General features: G+C 59.6%; 15 protein-coding genes. 9 read left to right on the top strand and 6 right to left on the bottom strand.

The window, feature by feature from the left end:
* Window positions 1-250: 250 nt before the first annotated feature.
* From KI235_RS18370 to KI235_RS18350, 5 genes are all read left to right on the top strand, one after another.
* Window positions 251-1,057 carry a hypothetical protein gene (locus KI235_RS18370; RefSeq protein WP_013693609.1) on the top strand — a complete coding sequence of 269 codons (807 nt, stop codon included), beginning with the start codon at window positions 251-253 and terminating at the stop codon, window positions 1,055-1,057.
* The gene (locus KI235_RS18365) at window positions 1,054-3,075 is read left to right on the top strand and encodes a hypothetical protein (protein WP_212795217.1); all 2,022 of its coding nucleotides are present in this window, start codon (window positions 1,054-1,056) and stop codon (window positions 3,073-3,075) included. The genes KI235_RS18370 and KI235_RS18365 overlap by 4 nt, the downstream gene beginning before the upstream one ends.
* A 211-nt stretch (window positions 3,076-3,286) precedes the next feature.
* Window positions 3,287-5,821 (top strand): autotransporter outer membrane beta-barrel domain-containing protein, encoded by a 2,535-nt coding sequence (locus tag KI235_RS18360; RefSeq protein WP_003202965.1) that lies wholly within the window; start codon window positions 3,287-3,289, stop codon window positions 5,819-5,821.
* Window positions 5,822-6,108: 287 nt separating this feature from the next.
* On the top strand, window positions 6,109-6,810 hold the full coding sequence (locus tag KI235_RS18355; protein ID WP_003202964.1) for a response regulator transcription factor: 702 nt from the start codon (window positions 6,109-6,111) through the stop codon (window positions 6,808-6,810).
* Window positions 6,811-6,814: 4 nt separating this feature from the next.
* Window positions 6,815-8,119: an ATP-binding protein gene (locus KI235_RS18350; protein ID WP_003202960.1), complete on the top strand. Its 1,305-nt coding sequence runs from the start codon at window positions 6,815-6,817 to the stop codon at window positions 8,117-8,119.
* A gap of 59 nt (window positions 8,120-8,178) precedes the next feature.
* Here the strand turns inward: KI235_RS18350 and KI235_RS18345 are convergent, their stop codons facing one another.
* Both KI235_RS18345 and pncA read right to left on the bottom strand, forming a co-directional pair.
* On the bottom strand, window positions 8,179-8,820 hold the full coding sequence (locus KI235_RS18345) for a DUF1345 domain-containing protein (RefSeq protein ID WP_003202958.1): 642 nt from the start codon (window positions 8,818-8,820) through the stop codon (window positions 8,179-8,181).
* A 39-nt stretch (window positions 8,821-8,859) separates the two neighbouring features.
* Complete coding sequence (gene pncA, locus KI235_RS18340; RefSeq protein WP_212795216.1) at window positions 8,860-9,513, bottom strand: bifunctional nicotinamidase/pyrazinamidase; 654 nt, start codon at window positions 9,511-9,513, stop codon at window positions 8,860-8,862.
* A 296-nt stretch (window positions 9,514-9,809) separates the two neighbouring features.
* On the opposite strand from pncA, the gene KI235_RS18335 reads away from it, so the two are divergent.
* Window positions 9,810-11,888 (top strand): EAL domain-containing protein, encoded by a 2,079-nt coding sequence (locus tag KI235_RS18335; RefSeq protein ID WP_003202954.1) that lies wholly within the window; start codon window positions 9,810-9,812, stop codon window positions 11,886-11,888.
* Window positions 11,889-11,894: 6 nt separating this feature from the next.
* On the opposite strand, the gene KI235_RS18330 is transcribed toward KI235_RS18335, so the two are convergent.
* Window positions 11,895-12,995 (bottom strand): DNA alkylation repair protein, encoded by a 1,101-nt coding sequence (locus KI235_RS18330; RefSeq protein WP_212795215.1) that lies wholly within the window; start codon window positions 12,993-12,995, stop codon window positions 11,895-11,897.
* A gap of 166 nt (window positions 12,996-13,161) precedes the next feature.
* On the opposite strand from KI235_RS18330, the gene KI235_RS18325 reads away from it, so the two are divergent.
* Window positions 13,162-13,470, top strand: coding sequence for an RcnB family protein (locus KI235_RS18325; protein ID WP_003202950.1), 309 nt, complete (start codon window positions 13,162-13,164; stop codon window positions 13,468-13,470).
* A gap of 1 nt (window position 13,471) precedes the next feature.
* On the opposite strand, the gene KI235_RS18320 is transcribed toward KI235_RS18325, so the two are convergent.
* Window positions 13,472-13,795: a protealysin inhibitor emfourin gene (locus tag KI235_RS18320; RefSeq protein ID WP_003202948.1), complete on the bottom strand. Its 324-nt coding sequence runs from the start codon at window positions 13,793-13,795 to the stop codon at window positions 13,472-13,474.
* The gene (locus KI235_RS18315; protein ID WP_114731340.1) at window positions 13,795-14,856 is read right to left on the bottom strand and encodes a M4 family metallopeptidase; all 1,062 of its coding nucleotides are present in this window, start codon (window positions 14,854-14,856) and stop codon (window positions 13,795-13,797) included. Before KI235_RS18315 ends, KI235_RS18320 begins: the two co-directional genes overlap by 1 nt.
* Before the next feature lie 146 nt (window positions 14,857-15,002).
* Between KI235_RS18315 and KI235_RS18310 the strand changes: the two genes are divergently transcribed.
* Window positions 15,003-15,344 carry an FKBP-type peptidyl-prolyl cis-trans isomerase gene (locus KI235_RS18310; RefSeq protein WP_212795214.1) on the top strand — a complete coding sequence of 114 codons (342 nt, stop codon included), beginning with the start codon at window positions 15,003-15,005 and terminating at the stop codon, window positions 15,342-15,344.
* Between the two features lie 13 nt (window positions 15,345-15,357).
* Here the strand turns inward: KI235_RS18310 and KI235_RS18305 are convergent, their stop codons facing one another.
* Window positions 15,358-16,494 (bottom strand): cytochrome P450, encoded by a 1,137-nt coding sequence (locus KI235_RS18305; RefSeq protein WP_212795213.1) that lies wholly within the window; start codon window positions 16,492-16,494, stop codon window positions 15,358-15,360.
* Window positions 16,495-16,576: 82 nt separating this feature from the next.
* Between KI235_RS18305 and KI235_RS18300 the strand changes: the two genes are divergently transcribed.
* Complete coding sequence (locus KI235_RS18300) at window positions 16,577-17,332, top strand: metalloregulator ArsR/SmtB family transcription factor (RefSeq protein ID WP_013693605.1); 756 nt, start codon at window positions 16,577-16,579, stop codon at window positions 17,330-17,332.
* Window positions 17,333-17,346: the final 14 nt, after the last annotated feature.

Below are 17,346 nucleotides of genomic sequence, written 5' to 3'. Positions count from 1 at the left end.
GTAAGCGCAAATCCCCTTCTGAGCCCATTTGTAATGGGGGAAGGCACTCGTCTGCAGTGAGAGGGGGGCGCCCCCCTCGTTATCTGTTTGATCCCTCTATCCGTTTGTCCAAGCCTCGGTTCTTTTCGTTTATCCGATGAACGGCGTTGCTACCTGTCAGATCTGACAGTTGGAAATTATCATCACCCCGCGCTAAATGCCCTTACGGACTGGGGAAATTTCGATTGAAGTCTTTGATAGGGTGATCGCGATGGCTTCGCAAGAAGAAAGTCGGGAACAGAGTACGAATAGCGAAGTTCAGGCGAAACCCCTCTCGGTGGAAGGCATAAATGATAATGATCTGGAAGGTCATGTGCCTCGCGAAATATTGCAGCGGGGGACACGAATTGTTATCCCGTATTGGATTGATCCGCGTCCCAATGATGAACTCTGGATCACCTGGCTTCAAGATGGGCTGGAAAGTCGGCTTTATACCATGTTTTATCCAGTGCCCCTGACGGTGAATTTTTTATATTTCGACTTGACGCCTCAACATTTAGCCAAGGATGGTGTGGCGTATGTTTATTACAAGGTATGGAAGGGGGCAGGTGGCAATGATGATCCATCCCCTCCCAGACAACTCACCATCAATCACACACCGCTCATAATATTAGCCGCGCCAACATTTCCACACGCGACTCTTTGGGGGTATTTGAATAACAATACCGTTCCGCCGTTAACGAGTGGCGCTACGATTGCTGTACCGAGTTTGGCCAATATCGCCGTGCCAGGGGATCGGGTAAAAGTTCAATGGCAAGGCTATTCGAGCTTGAATGGCAGCGGACCGCCAGTGACGGAGACATACGGCGTCTGGGAACGAACACTTCAAGCCCCAGACATATCAGCTGGTTTTGATTTGGTGGTTCCGTTTCAGCCCAATATCAGGCCGCTGATTGATAACGATTCTGCAGTGGTGGTGTATCAACTATTTCAAGGGGGAAAGCTCGTTGCCGAGTCAAATAAAGGGTTGGTGAGAATAGACAGAGTGACACCCGGTGAAAGTAATCCCTCAGCATGAATGTAATTGGAGAGACAACCATGGCTATCAAAATTGTTCCCCCAAAAACTCGTCCTGTGTCCACGCAATCCGGAGTGCTGGACCTAGATTTGGATATTGACAAGTTGGCGGACGAGTCAATCTCAATTGCTGTTCTGGAGTCCGGTGAAATTATTGCAAATATGGAGCGGCCTGTACCGACGGAAGAGGGGGAGGACGACGAGGTTGACATACATTATGCACGGGTAGGAGAAGCGTTAGGCGACGCTAAAAATACTGTACTACTTGGCGCGATCGTTGACCGACCTGCTGGCGTCATACCTATTCCTCTTCCAGCGGCTGACTTTATTGAAGACGCCCAACCCGCAACGCCCACCCGTTGGCAGGTCCAGTTGATTTTTTTTAAGGACGGTGCAGGCAACTATGACTTCACCAATATTGTAGAATTCAACATAGACCGAACGGCACCGTTTGAAGTCAAGTATCCATCACGTAAAAAAAATCCGCCTGCGCCTACCCCGGCCTTTACCAATGCGCCCGTGGATCCCTTGAGAACGGTGGACGAAGCCTGGCTGGCCGCCAACACGGAACTGCAATTTACGGTTGACGTGACCTATCCACTACGTCGTCTCGACGATGTGCTGGAGGTGCATTTTGCCACCGGCGGTACGGATATTGAGGTCTACAACGCGACAGTTCCCGCAACGGGTGTGTTTACGGTGGCGAGCAGTGTCTTGCGAGGGTTGCCGAATGGGCGCATCAACATCCATTATTTTTGGACGGACCTTCCTGGAAATAGAAGCGCAAGCTCATTGCCCTCCGCGCTGTTGACGCTGGGGCTTGCGCTGGATCCGGTCCTGAACAAGCATCCTTTAGTCCCGGTCACTGATCCGAATGGGACGACAACCTTATACCTTGATGATTTTTCCGGCGGCGGGGTGTTGGGCATTGTCGAGCGTTTGCCCATCGATAATGCTGAGCCAGGCGACCAGATAACGTTTTACGTCGAAGAGGCAAATGACCCAACTAATTTCAAGGCGTTTGGCCCCCAACCTCTTGCCGATGTGGATTTGAACTTTACGCTTCCTTATGACGTTGGGCTAAAGGGTATTTTTGGCGCGTCAACAGATGCCTTGGAAGTCAAAGCCTATTTTGAACTGGAGCGCGGTGCAGCAGCGCCATTTCCTTCCCCTCCATTGTTTTTCTGGATGGATCTGTATCCGCCAGGAGGGCTATATCCGGAGTTGCCGGATCTGACCAATCCCGCATTTGCTTTGCCTGTAGTAACGGGGCAGTCGCTGACAACTAACGAGTTGCTGCCAGGCGATCGCGATAAGGCGGGTAAATTCAAAGTTGTGCTCCCCCTCACGCATCCACCGATTTCTTCGGCAGAGACGGTTAAATGTTATGTGAATAATCTGTTGGTGGGCGATTATTCACCCTTTAGTAACGCGATTGAATTCGAGGTGCCTATTGCGGCGAATGCCATAGCCGCGCTTCCGACGCCCAGCGTGCTTGCGCACTGGACACGACAAAAAACCGGGATCGACAAGAACGTAATCAAATCTGAATCCCAGACGGTCATTGTCCGAGGCAGAAGAATTGATCTGCCAGAGCCAACTATCAGAATTCGCAACCCTGCCACCAAGGATCAAATCGACTGTTTTGCAATGAACGACGCAACTACCAACTGGCGTTTGGCTCTTACTATTCCGAAATCGACCATTCTGCCGCAAGGTTTAGTCATTACTGCACATTTTGCGGCTTATACGGATGCTGCTGGAGCTAATTTGATCCCCGGTACGGAAGATTCACAGCTCTATACTATCCAAGACGCAACGACAGTGGATGTCGCTACTGTCGGAAGTGCTGCGGTGTTCAAAGCAGCACAACCGGTGCTCGGTTCTCGTGCATTTGGTAAGTATTGGTACACTGCCGATATTGGTGGTTTACAGACCTCGATACCGGTCATTAAGCCGCTTGATACAATCACCTCCAGCGGCGAGTACTGCGACAGGCTGCCTGTACCTTCACCATGAAGTAAGTATCGCGAGAGGGGCTGACCCTCTCGCGATACTGTTTGGCTGCTGTCTATGAGTTGTATGTTTCAGAGATTAAGGGATTTTTCCTACTTTTGGTGAAGAGATTTCCGACATCTTTCGTTTGGATTGCTGTTTAGTCTTGCGAACGTTTTTTTCGATGACTTCTCTGCTCGAAGAGAGGTTGTTAAATTGATTATGCGGAGTCCCCATGCCTCAATTTCCAACGCTCATAAATCGCAAGAGTACGGGCTATCTGCTTGCCGTATTGTTCCTCGGCACTCCTGCGGTTCATGCCAGAATTCTTGCTCCTGGGGAAAGTGAGACCGTTACTAATCCTCCAGCACCAGAGGTGTGGGCTGTGTCTCAAGGTGGAACATTGACAATAAACAATGCGAGCGCACTCACGATCAGCTCGCAAAATGCCAATGTCATATTCAATGGTGGTCAGAGTGCGCGGATTGACGCTCGCGATGGCTCTGATATCGCGATGACCGGCGCAACTGTAGAAAGCTCGACGGGGAGAGGAGCGTTTGCGCTCAGCGATAGCTCCGCCACGATCCAAGGTAGCACTATTACCAGTACCAACAGCATGGGTCTGCTATTGGGGCGTAACATCAACACCCCAACCGCCTCCAGCGCCACGGTCACAGGTGGAAGCACAATTACCGGACTCGTCGGCGGCGCAAACGCCACGGGCTTCAGCGTCCTGACGGTCAACGATTCGACCTTGCGTGGCACTGGTGCGACCAGTTACGGCGTTCAACTGGAAGGGGCAACGCTTTCGGCGACCGGAAGCACGATCTCCGGTGGTCAGGATGGCCTGCGAATCGGCGTGGACAATACCGGTGTGACTGCCAGCACGGTGACCTTGAATAATACAGTCGTAACGGGGGACACGGGGTCGGCAATTGTCGTTGGCGCCTTCGGTGGTCCTGGTGCTGTCGCGACCATCAACGTACTCAATGGCTCGCAGTTGAACGGCGGCAACGGAACACTGCTTCAAGCCAGCAATACTTCCACAGCCAACGTCAACGTCGATGCAAGCGCTCTACGCGGCGACGTCATAGCCGATACCGGCAGTACGGTGTCCTGGCTGATGCAGAATGGCTCCTCGCTTGAAGGTAATCTGCAGAACGTTACCAACGTCAACCTCAACAACAATAGCACCCTGAACGGTAACGTAATGGCCGTTGCGGGGACAGGGACGGCGGTCAGCCTGAATAACGGTTCAGTGATTAATGGCAACGTGGAGAACGTGTTTGATCTCAAGCTCGACAACAACAGCCAGATGACCGGCGATGTGCTCTCGGATGCCAATGGCACTGTATTGCTCAACAACGGCTCCGTGCTGACGGGCCAGATTACCGACTCGAGCAACCTGAACATTGACAATGCCGCGCAATGGGTGATGACTGGCGACAATACAGTACAGCGTCTGGGCTTGAGCAGTGGTGTGGTCCGCATGGGCACCAATGAGCAGTTCCAGCAACTGAACATAGGTGAGCTTTCCGGTAACGGTACTTTTGTAATGGGCACCGACCTGGGTAACGGCAATACGGACTTCCTGAATGTTACCGGTACTGCCAGCGGGCAACATCAGTTGCTGGTCTCCGCGACCGGGACTACGCCAACCAGTGCCGACGCCGTCAAAATCGGCAACATTGCCGCTGGCGATGCGAGTTTCTCGCTGGGTGGTCGAGAAACGGTCGATGCCGGTACCTTCGTCTACCGCTTGAAGAAGGATGGGGAGGGTTTGTACCTTGATCCCGACCGGGACACCGTCAGCCCGTCCACCAATACCGCATTGGCTTTGGCCGGCAGTGCTCGTAGCGTATTGAACGCAGAGATGAACATGCTCAACGATCAGATCGGTGATCGGGGATTAAGCGCACGGCCCGATGCGTCAATGCGTTCGGCCAGCGATAACGACATCAAGTTGAGCAACAGCGTCTGGGTACGTACTTACGGTAATCAATACAGCGTCGACAACGCCTATGGCGATGGTTACTCGCAGAACCAGAACGGGATCACCGGCGGTGCCGATACATTGGTGGATATTGGCAATCGCCCATGGGTACTCGGTGGTTTCGTAGGCACCAGCCACACCAACATGGATTTGCGGTACGGATCCAGCGCAACGGTCGACAGCGTAAACCTCGGTGTCTACGGCAGTACCTATGATGTCCAGAGCGGTGTATTCGTCAACGTCATGGCCAAGGTCAACCAGTTCAACAATAAAGCCAGGGTCACCATGAGTGACGGTACACGCTCCAAGGGTGAATACAAGGCATTGGGCGCAAGCGGTTCGGTCGCGGTGGGCAAGCATATTCGCTTGCAAGATAACTATTTCATCGAGCCACAGGTGCGAGTCTCGACGGGCGTGACCCAGAGCGATAGCTACCGACTGGACAACGGCCTTGAAGTCAAAGCCGACACTATGCGTTCTGTGCAAGGGAACGTGGGCCTCAGGGGCGGACGCGTGATCAGTCTCGAAAATGGCGGCCTGTTGGAGCCGAGTTTGTCGGCGGGCATTAATCATGAGTTCATAAAGACCAACGAGGTCAGGATCAACGACGACAGCTTCGATGACGACCGCGCCAGCACAGCGCTTGAGTATGGTGCGGGCCTGAAGTGGACGCCGGCCCAACGTAACTGGCAGGTCTCGGGTCAGGTTGGAGGCAGCAAAGGGACAACCGTCAGTCAGGATTGGAGTGGTAGCTTGCGGTTGAGTTATTTCTTCTGATTGAAGAGTTCTGCCTTGAGCGCTGTGATGCCCCGACAATGTCGGGGCATTTTTGTATTCGGGGTAATAATTCGTAGAGGTTGTGTGAAATTATGTAAGGGTTTTGCTCGGCGGTAGATGAGGGCGTATATCCTTGGCAGCTTGAGATTCTCTGCGCCTGGCATGCCGCCATCGCAAGCAAGCTCGCTCCCACACTGGTTTTGTGTCGTACCGAACATCCCTGTGGGAGCGAGCTTGCTCGCGATTGTGGCCCCACCAGGCGCCACAGCACTTTTCTGGAAACACCCATGCCCAACATCCTCCTGGTCGAAGACGACACCGCACTCTCCGAGCTGATCGCCAGTTACCTGGAGCGCAACGGCTATCAGGTCAGCGTGCTCAGCCGTGGCGACCATGTACGTGAGCGGGCGCGCGTCGATCCGCCGGACCTTGTGATCCTCGACCTGATGCTGCCGGGGCTGGACGGTTTGCAGGTCTGCCGCCTGCTGCGGGCCGACTCGGCGACCTTGCCGATCCTGATGCTCACCGCCCGGGACGACAGCCACGACCAGGTGCTGGGCCTGGAGATGGGCGCCGACGACTACGTCACCAAGCCTTGCGAGCCCCGGGTGTTGCTGGCGCGGGTGCGTACCTTGCTGCGGCGCAGCAGCCTTACCGAGCCGCAGACAGTCAACGACCGCATTGTCATGGGCAACCTCTGCATCGACCTGTCCGAGCGTACCGTAACCTGGCGCGGACAAGCGGTGGAGCTGTCCAGCGGCGAGTACAACTTGCTGGTGGTGCTGGCCCGGCATTCCGGCGAAGTGCTGAGCCGCGACCAGATCCTGCAGCGCCTGCGCGGCATTGAGTTCAACGGCACCGACCGTTCGGTGGACGTGGCGATTTCCAAATTGCGGCGCAAGTTCGACGACAACGCCGACGAGGCCCGCAAAATCAAGACCGTGTGGGGCAAGGGTTATCTGTTCAGTCGTTCCGAGTGGGAATGCTGAGCCGATGTGGAAGCTGCTGATTCGCCTTTACCTGGTCACCATCGTGTCCTACAGCGCGGCGATCTACCTGATGCCGGAACTGGTGGTCCGCCTGTTTCACGACCGTTTCCTGACCTACAACCTCGATTATTCCCGTGGCCTGCAAACCTTGATGGTCAAGCAGTTCCGCGCCGTGCCCAGCGAGCAGTGGCCGGCGCTGGCGGCGCAGATGGACAAGGAGTTCGAGCCACTGCGAATCGAGCTGGCTGCGTTCGATGACGGCGGCTTCAGTGCCGAAGAGCAGGCGCGTCTCAAGCGCGGCGAGAACGTGGTGCGTATTGGCGACTGGGCCTGGCGCACCTTGGCGGCGGCGCCGCTGGACGGGCGCACGGCGGTGAAGATGGTCGTGCCGCCGGACCCGGCTGACGTCAGTTGGTTGTACTGGAGCATCAACGTGTTGATCGGCGCGACGATGCTGGCGTGCCTGTTGCTCTGGTTGCGGCCTCACTGGCGCGACCTGGAACGCCTCAGGCGCACCGCCGAACGCTTCGGCAAAGGTCATTTGGGCGAGCGTACGCACATTGCCTCCAGTTCGAACATCGGCAGCCTGGCCCACGTGTTCGACACGATGGCGGGTGACATCGAGAACCTGCTCAACCAACAACGGGACCTGCTCAACGCCGTGTCCCACGAATTGCGCACGCCACTGACGCGGCTCGACTTCGGCCTGGCCCTGGCGCTGTCCGATGACCTGCCGGCGGCCAGTCGTGAGCGCCTGCAAGGGTTGGTGGCGCACATTCGCGAGCTTGATGAGTTGGTGCTGGAACTGCTGTCCTACAGCCGTTTGCAGAACCCGCAACGCCTGCCCGAACGGGTCGAGGTGGCGCTGGACGAGTTCATCGACAGCATCCTGGGCAGCGTCGACGAGGACCTGGCGGCGCCGGACGTGGTGATCGACGTGCTGTTGCACGGGGCACTGGAGCGTTTCGTACTGGACCCGCGCCTGACCGCACGGGCCTTGCAGAACCTGCTGCGCAATGCCATGCGTTATTGCGAAAAGCGCATTCAGATCGGTGTGCTGGTGGGTGATCAAGGCTGTGAGATCTGGGTCGATGACGACGGCATCGGCATTCCCGACAGCGAACGCGAGCGCGTGTTCGAGCCGTTCTACCGCCTGGACCGCAGCCGCGACCGCGCCACTGGCGGCTTCGGTCTTGGCCTGGCCATAAGCCGCCGAGCCCTGGAAGCCCAGGGCGGCACGCTGACCGTCGAAGCCTCGCCGCTGGGTGGGGCGCGCTTCAGGCTGTGGCTGCCAACGCCTGATACCTGACACCGTCTCTGTGGCGAGGAGCTTGCTCCCGCTGGGCCGCGAAGCGGCCCCCATACGCCTCACCCAAACAACCCCGCCGCAATATTGATCGAAAACCCCAGGATCGCCGTGTTGAACACAAAACCGATCAGCGATTGCGCCAGGACGATCTTGCGCAGTTGCCGCGTGGCGACGCCCACGTCCGCGGTCTGTACCGCCACGCCGATGGTGAAAGAGAAATACAGGAAGTCCCAATAGTTGGGCGTGGTCAGCCCTTCGGCAAACCGCAGCGCCGGCTCCTTGCCCTCCCAGGTGTAATACAAGCGCGCGTAGTGCACGCTGAAGATCACCCCGATCAGCAACCAGGAACCGATCACGGTCATTGCCGTGAAACCGTAATGCAACAGCTTGCCGGCGGCATTCAGGTCGCGGCTGCCGGCCAGTTCGAGGGTGATGGTGGCCAGGCTGGCCAATGCCGCGATGCAGACCACCAGCAGGACCAGCCCGGCATTTTCATCTTCGATTTCGGCGATGCGCCGGACGTCGGGCGCCTTGGCTCGCACGGTCAGCCAGGACATCAGCACCAGGTAGGTCCAGACGCCGACATTCCAGCCGATCAGGATTTTGCTGATGATCGAGTCCACGGGAACCAGGATACCTACCGCCAGGCCAAGGACCGTGGCGCTGGACAGACGCGGGTGGGTGCGGGCGAGGAAGGGCATGGAGACTCACTGTGCGCAAAGGAGACTTAGTATGAGCCATCAAGCGAAGGGCCGATCGGCTATCGCAGTGGACTCGATCAATTGCACGCCCGCTTCCTGCATCCGTCGGATTGCCGCCTCCATCGAGCCGTCGATATCGATGCCCCGGCAGGCATCCAGTATCACCACCGCATTGAACCCCGCCAACCGGGCATCCAGCGCCGAGAACATCACGCAGAAATCCAGGGCCAGCCCCACCAGGTAAACCGTGTCGATGTCGCGCTCCTTGAGATAGCCGGTCAAGCCGGTAGGGGTCAGGTGATCCGCTTCCATGAAGGCTGAATAGCTGTCGATGTCCGGGTTGCAGCCCTTGCGAATGATCAGCTTGGCATGGGCGAGGTCGAGTGCCGGGTGCAGCGCGGCGCCGTTGCTGCCCTGTATGCAGTGGTCGGGCCAGAGTTTCTGTTCGCCGTAGGGTAATTGGACGATATCGAATGGTTGCTTGCCCGGATGACTGGACGCAAACGAGGCGTGCCCGGCCGGGTGCCAGTCCTGGGCAAGGACGACGTGCCTGAATGAATGGCCAAGCTGGTTGATCAGCGGCACGATCTCATCGCCGCCTGGCACGGCCAGTTGGCCGCCGGGGATGAAGTCGTTCTGTACATCGATGACTACCAGCGCGGTGGTCAAAGCCCGATTGGCGGCAACGCCCATGAATGAATCCTCCTTGAAGTGGTTCTTCGATAGTAGCTGAACGGCTTGGGCCAGGTGCGTAGACTGACACACCGCCATCGCGAGCAAGCTCGCTCCCACAATGGATCTGCGGTGAACACAGGATTGATGGTTTACAAAAATATTCACCCTGCGAAGGGTGGTGTCTTTCGTCGAAAATATTCCAGCTTTGATGGCTTTTTGACATTTGGTTCGTGCGTCCCTGTCACGATTAAGTACAATCGCCGGCCTTCAACCGGGCATGGAAGCAGTCCGGTCTCCAGTTACGAGAAAAAACCATGCTCATCGGCAGTTATTCCCCCGCCCTTGTTTCGATTTCCTTGTTTGTTGCTGTGCTGGCTTCCTATACCGCCCTGGACCTGGCCGGGCGGATCGCGACCGCCCAGGGGCGCGCCGCGCATTTGTGGATGACCGGGGGCGCGCTGGCGATGGGGGTGGGCATCTGGTCCATGCACTTCATCGGCATGCTCGCGTTCAGCTTGCCGGTGGAGCTTGGCTACGACATATCGATCACCGCACTGTCGCTGCTGGTCGCGATTCTTTCCAGCGGTTTTGCCCTATGGCTGGTCAGCCAGCCACGATTACCGGCGTGGCAACTGGCGTTCGGTGCGCTGATCATGGGTGCCGGGATCAGCACCATGCACTACACCGGCATGGCCGCGCTGCGAATGCAGCCAGGCATCGACTATGACCCGACGCTGTTCGGGGCTTCGCTGGTGATTGCCGTCGGCGCTTCGGCGGCGGCGCTGTGGATTGCCTTTCGCCTGCGCCAGAACACCCCCCACGTGCGTCTGGCTCGTGCAGGCGCTGCGGTGGTCATGGGCATCGCCATCGTCGGCATGCACTACACCGGCATGGCCGGGGCGCGGTTCAGCGACGGCAGCTTTTGTGGCTCCCTGGACGGCTTGAGCGGCAAGGGCCTGGACAATCTGGTGTTGATCACCACCCTGGCGGTGCTGGCCATCGCCTTGCTGACGTCGATTCTCGATGCGCGTCTGGAAGCCCGCACCGCCGAGCTGGCCCAGTCCCTGACCCTGGCCAACCGGGAACTGACCCAGTTGGCCCTGCATGACCCCCTCACCGGACTGCCCAACCGGGTATTGCTGGCTGATCGTATCGACCAGGCCATGCACCGGGTGCAAGAGCAGGGCGGCTGCTTCGCCCTGATGTTCATCGACCTGGATGGTTTCAAGCCGGTCAACGACGCCTTTGGTCACCACATGGGCGATTTGTTGCTGCGGGACGTGGCCTTGCGCCTGCGCGAAGACCTGCGCAGCCAGGACACCCTGGCGCGGATCGGCGGTGATGAGTTCGTGCTGCTGGTGCAACTGGCCGAACCCGATGATGCCTTGCGACTGGCGGCACGTCAGGTCGGCTTGATCGCACGCACGTTCCGGGTGGCCGACCATGACTTGCAGATCTCCGCCAGCGTCGGTATCGCCCTTTACCCTGGCAACGGCCAGAGTGCCGAAGAACTGTTGATGAATGCCGACGCGGCGATGTACCACGCCAAGGGCGCCGGCAAAAACGGCTACAGCTTTTTCGACGCGTCGATGAACAGCAACGCCCGCAAGCAATTGCAATTGCTGCAAGACCTGCGCATCGCTGTCGAACAGCGGCAGTTCAGCCTGTACTACCAGCCCAAGTTCGACGCCGCCAACGGCCGGCCGGTCGGCGCCGAGGCCTTGTTGCGCTGGAGCCATCCGACCCAGGGCCTGTTGATGCCCGACACCTTCATCGACCTGGCGGAAAAGACCGGCTTGATCATCCCCATCGGCGAATGGGTGTTGAACGAAGCCTGTCGGCAGATGCGCGAATGGTACGTGCTCGGTTATACCGATTGGCGCATTGCGGTGAACCTGTCGGCCTTGCAGTTCTGCCATACCGGTTTGGTGCAGAGCGTGGCCAAGGCCCTGGAGACGCATCAGCTGCCGGCCAACAGCCTGACCCTGGAAATCACCGAAACCACCGCCATGAGCGATGCGGACGCGAGCATGACGGTGCTGCAACAGCTCTCGGACATGGGCGTGGACCTGTCCATCGACGACTTCGGCACTGGCTATTCGAGCCTGATGTACCTCAAGCGCCTGCCGGCCAACGAGTTGAAGATCGATCGCGGCTTCGTGCGTGACCTGGAACACGACAGCGATGACGCGGCGATCGTCTCGGCCATCGTCGCCCTCGGCCAGGCCCTGGGCCTGCGGATCGTCGCCGAAGGCGTGGAGACCGATATGCAACAAGACTTCCTGACCCAGTTGGGCTGCGACTCGCTGCAGGGCTATTTGCTGGGGCATCCACTGCCGGCTGAGCGGTTCATCCACGACATTCGCCAGGCACAACGGGTGGCGGTGGGCTGAACCACTTCAAGGCACGATATCGAACGCCGTGCTGCCCAGCCGTTCGCCGTTGACCAGCAGGTGCACGGCATGCCGGCCCGCGTAATGTTTGCGGGTGGTCAATTCGCGAATGTGCTGGGAGCGGCTGAGGTTGACGCAACCCTGGGCGGGCAGGTCGAAGGTCTTGAGCTTGAAGACTTTGGCCGAGGTGCCGCCCGAGGCTTTCACGTAGTCGACCGCGTAGTCGATCACCAGGCGTTGGCCCTGCTCAAGGGTTGATTGCACCGTGAAGGACAGCGTGACCTGTTCCCCCAGGCGAATCACCGCAGGCGTCACCTGCAAATCCAGCACTTGGACCTGTGCCTTGCCGCCGACCCCGATGACGCCCAACGCCCTGGGGTTGCCTTGTTTGATCAGGCTGCGCAGCGCATGCCGGGCGATCCACGCCGTGTGGCGGTTCTGCAGGGGCCAACCTTCGATCTGGTCCAGCACCCAGTCGGGATGTTGCTTGGTGACGTCGTTGAGGTGGTTGGCCACGGATTTGCGCACATAAAGGCTATCGTCGGCCTTGAGCGTGTCGAGGATCGCCGCGGCGAGGTCAGGGTTGGCCTGGATCGGCTCCAGGTGAAACGACCACGGCAAGCGCGGCCGGCTGCCTTCGCTGGCCAGGCGGCGTACGTGCTCGTTGGCGTCCAGCGACCAGTCGTGCATGACCTTGAGGGTGCGTTCCAGGTCGTCGCGCAGGAAGTGCCGCACGGCGAACTCCGACGAGCCGAACCGGGTGAAATACTTGAGCGCGTCCAACGACACGTCGAAGCGATGCCGGCCATAAGACGCCACGTAGTGTGGCAGGAACATGCTGACGAACATGCTGTTCAGGCGCGGGGCCAGGGCGCGCAGCACCTCCAGCGACGCTTCATAACCGAGGGGCAGCACCGCATGCAGGCACTCACTGACTCGGGCCATGCGTTGCATCACCGATAACTCGGCCAGCCCGTCGTTGGCCATGTGCAAAAACGCCGGGGCATCGAACGCTGGATAAACCGCGCGCATTTCGTCAGCGATGTGCTCCAGGCGGGCGCTGTTGAAGATTTCCTTGAGGGCAGGGGAAGAGGCGTTGGTGCTCATGATGGGTCCGTCCGGCGGGTGTTGGGCCAAGACTTGCCACTATGCCATGCCAGGCACAACCCGTGGCGAGGGAGCAAGCAGGGGGTACAGTTTCCAGAAATTAAGGAATGATTCGCCGCCCGCGAAGTCCCAGATTCAGTCCCTCGAATAACTGGAGTTTTTTTCTATGCGCAAACCATCCCTGATCGCCAGCCTGGTCCTGATCGCCGGCCTCGGAGCCCTTGGGCCTGTTGCGCAAGCGGTCGAGAAAACCGCAGACGCCCTGGAGCATTCGCCGAGCAATGGCCGCAGGCTGGTGGAGAACGACCGGGTGCCGGCGGACTACCAGCGCGCGGACAGGGCCATGAAAGACTGGAAACAGAAGAAACTCGAGCAACCGACAAACGAGCAGCAATGGGTGCAGATCGACGACAAGTACTTGCTGATCGAAACCGTGTCCGGCGCAATCGTCAAGATCGTGCCAGCCACGCGTTAGGTCAGAGCACTTCGCCTTTGTCCCACAGGTGAACCAGCTCGCCGGGTGCCTGGTCCTCAGGCACCTGCAGCACCATCTCGTCGTCCTGGTCGTTGGCGCGATAGTGCACCTCGATCTGGAAAAACCGCTGGTCGCCGCGCCCGGGCGTGGAGGAGGTCAGTGGCAGGCAGCCCTCCAGGACCGAACTGATGCGTGTGCGCTGGTCGAGGTCGCACTGGGCGAATTCGATTTCCCGTGGTCGGGTCAGCGCATGGATGGCGGCCACGCCGCCCTGGCGCGACAGCCGTATCACCGCCTTGTCGTCTAGGTCTGGAAGGGTTTTCATCAGCTCTCCTGTGTCAGGTCGACGCCGACCTGGGCCCAGCCGTTCTGCACCGCTTGCACTTCCCGCGTGCCGAAGCGCTGGCGGGCGTGCTCGACGGTCAGGCGGGCGAAGGCGCTGAAGGACGCGTCATTGGCCAATCTTCGGTCGCACAAGGTTTCATACCAGATCCGGCCGGCCTTTTCCCAGGCAAATCCGCCCAGCGTGGTCGCCACCAGATAAAAGGCCCGGTTGGGGATGCCGGAGTTGATGTGCACGCCGCCGTTGTCTTCACGGGTAATGACGAATTCGCGCATGTGCGCCGGTTGCGGGTCCTTGCCCAGCAACGGGTCATCGTAGGCGCTGCCGGGGTTGGACATGCTGCGCAGGCCGTTGCCGTTGATCTTGTCGGTGAGCAGGTCGGCGCCGATCAGCCAGTCGGCCTGGTCGGCGGTCTGTTCAAGTACGAACTGCTTGACCAGCACACCGAACACATCGGAGATGGACTCGTTCAGCGCACCGGATTGGTTGGCGTAGACCAAGCCTGCCTCGCTTTCGGTGACGCCATGGGCCAGCTCGTGGGCCACCACATCCAGGGAGCGAGTGAAGCGCTGGAAGATTTCGCCATCGCCGTCGCCGAACACCATCTGCGCGCCGTTCCAGAAGGCGTTTTCATAACCCTGGCCATAATGCACGCTGCCCACCAGGGCGAAGCCTTTGTTGTCGATGGAGTCGCGCCCCAGGACCTTCCAGAAAAAATCGTAGGTGGCGCCGAGGGCATCGTAGGCTTCGTCCACGGCTGGGTCGCCACTGGCCCGCTGGCCTTCCAGGCGGACCGGCTGGCCGGGCAGTTCCATGGTGTTCTGGGCGTCATGCACGCTGCGTTGCGGCTGTCCGGCCTTGCCGGGCTTGGGCAGCTTCGCGGCGGCGGGAAGGTTGCCGGGCGGGCCGGGGTTGTGCCGCAGGCTGCGCACGTGGGTCAAGGTGCCGAGGGCGCTGGAGCGTTGCTGTTCGGAGCCGTGGGCGATGATGCGATTGAGGATGTACGGCGGAATGAAGCCGTGGAGCGGGCGAGAGTCGATCATCAGAAAATCCTTATCTGAAAAGCAGGGTCGATACCCATGTGAACCGAAGAGACCGTCGCGGTTCCCTGGCGCATGGCATACAACGTTTGCCATGCGCGCGGATTTCTGCGAAAACCCCGCGCCTGGATCACACGAGGGATACCGCCATGAATGAAGAGCTGCAAATCATCGACCTGGAACAGGGCGACGGCAAAAGCGTAGTCAAAGGTGCGCTGATCACCACCCAATACCGCGGCACCCTTGAAGACGGCACCGAATTCGATTCGTCCGACAGTCGCGGCAAACCCTTCCAATGCGTGATCGGCACCGGTCGCGTCATCAAGGGCTGGGATCTGGGCCTGATGGGCATGCAAGTCGGTGGCAAGCGCAAGTTGTGGGTGCCGGCCCACCTGGCCTACGGTGAGCGGTCCATGGGTGCCCACATCAAGCCCAACGCCAACCTGATCTTTGAAATCGAGTTGCTGGAAGTCCTGACTCGGGACGATTGATGGGCTGAGCGAGTCATGGCCTGTCGGTACGTGACCGCTCGCAGAACAGCGGGATGCGGCCGTTGACGGAGGGGCGGTAGCACCAGGTCAACTGATCCAATGGCGGTTCGCGCTCCAGAATTGCCGCCAGCGTGGCGCAAGCGATGTCCATGGCCAGGGTTTGGCCCGGGCATTCATGGCGGCCGCTGCCGAAGCTGAAACTGCGGCGGTTCGGGCGGTCGAGCAGCAGGGTGTCTGGTCGGGGGTTGAGCTGCGGGTCGCGGTTGGCTGAGGCCAGCAGCACCAGGACCACCTCTCCAGGGTTCAGCGCAGTGCCGAGGATTTTGCAGGGTGCGGCGATGAAGCGGCGAGTGTTTTGCACCGGCGGGTCGAAGCGTTGGATCTCGGCCAGCAATGAGCCGATCTGTGTGGGGGCCTCCCGCAGCGTCCGGCGCAGCGCTGGATCGCCGATCAGCGCCAGCAACGCGTTGCCGATCAGGCCAGCGGTGGCTTCATAGGTTTGCGAGAGCAGACCGATCAGGTTGGCGATTTTACTGTTTGGATCAGCGCCTTCGAAGCCTTGGCCAATGCCCAGCAACAAAGGGTTGTCCTGCGCCTCGATCCGCGCCTGGAATAAGCCGGTCAGTTGCTCGCTGGCCTGGTGCGCCGCGTCCAGGTGTGGTGCTTGGCTCAAGGGCGACAGGCCGGCGACGAAATCCCCGGTCAATTCGCTGACCCGCTGACAGTTCGTCGGGCTGAAACCCAGCAACGCCGCGACCACGCTGGCCGGCCCGATGAACTGGGCCTGGTGCAGGCCTTCGGCGCCCTCTCGGAGAAAGCGGGCCCTGACCAGTGCCTCGACCTGCCGGGGATTGATGTCCTGCAACCGCGGCGCAATCGCCGCCCTTGGGCAATGCTGCCGCTCCCCTTCGTTCATGCGCATCAGGTGCCCGAACACCCGTCCGGTCGGCCCTTCGGCGATGGCCTTTGGCACCGGCTCGTGGGCTGGGCGCACATGGCAATCGGGATGGTGCAGCACCGCGCACACGGCCTCGGCGCTGCTGGCGATCCACAGGTTCAGCCCGGGATCGAACGCCAGCCCGCCGGCAGCGCGCAGGGCGGCGTAAAAAGGATAAGGGTCGGAATGCGTCGCGGCGGTGATCGGGTCCATGAAGCGCTGCCTTGTTCGTGATGGAGAAAGTGTTGCTACTATCTCCAGTCGATGCATGGCTTGATTCGTCGGGGAGCGAAATATGAACGCAGAGCACCATGACCTGGGCGTGTCCCAAGTGGCCGCGGCCATTGCCGAACCGGCGCGCACCCGGATGCTGTGCGCGTTGATGGACGGCCATGCCCGCACCAGCACCGAATTGGCGAGTATCGCCGAGGTCAGCGCCTCGACCGCCAGCGCCCATCTGGCAAAACTCAAGCAAATGGCCCTGGTGCGCCTGCATGTCCAGGGCCGTCATCGTTATTACAGCCTGGCCGATCCGCGCGTCGCCCAGGCTCTCGAGGCGCTGATGGTGATCGGCCAGAGCGCCGCACCGACCTTCACCCCGCGCACACCGGATCGCCTGCAATTTGCCCGCACCTGTTACGACCACATGGCCGGCACCCTTGCGGTGCGCCTGCATGATCGGATGATCGAGGCTGGATGGCTGATAGAGGTGGAAGGTGATGGCTATCGGCTGAGTGAGTCCGGCGAGGCGGTGTTCGAGGGCTTGGGCATCGATGTCCAGCACCTTGCCACGCAACGCCGCCGATTCGCCTGTCCGTGCCTGGACTGGAGCATGCGCCGTCCGCACCTGGGCGGTGCCTTGGGGGCGGCGTTGCTGCAAGTGGCGATCAAGCGCAAGTGGGTGATCCAGGACCTGGACAGCCGGGCGCTGGGGGTGACGGCCATTGGTCGCCGGGAGATGGCGGGGCGGTTTGGGGTCAGTGCCGAAATCGATGTCAAACCCACCGCCGTCATCGCGAGCAAGCTCGCTCCCACAGTGAGCCTGCGGTGAACACAATACTCATG

This window comes from Pseudomonas sp. St386 (genome assembly GCF_018325865.1).
Lineage (GTDB): Bacteria > Pseudomonadota > Gammaproteobacteria > Pseudomonadales > Pseudomonadaceae > Aquipseudomonas > Aquipseudomonas brassicacearum.
This window is presented reverse-complemented; position numbering and strand designations above follow the sequence as displayed.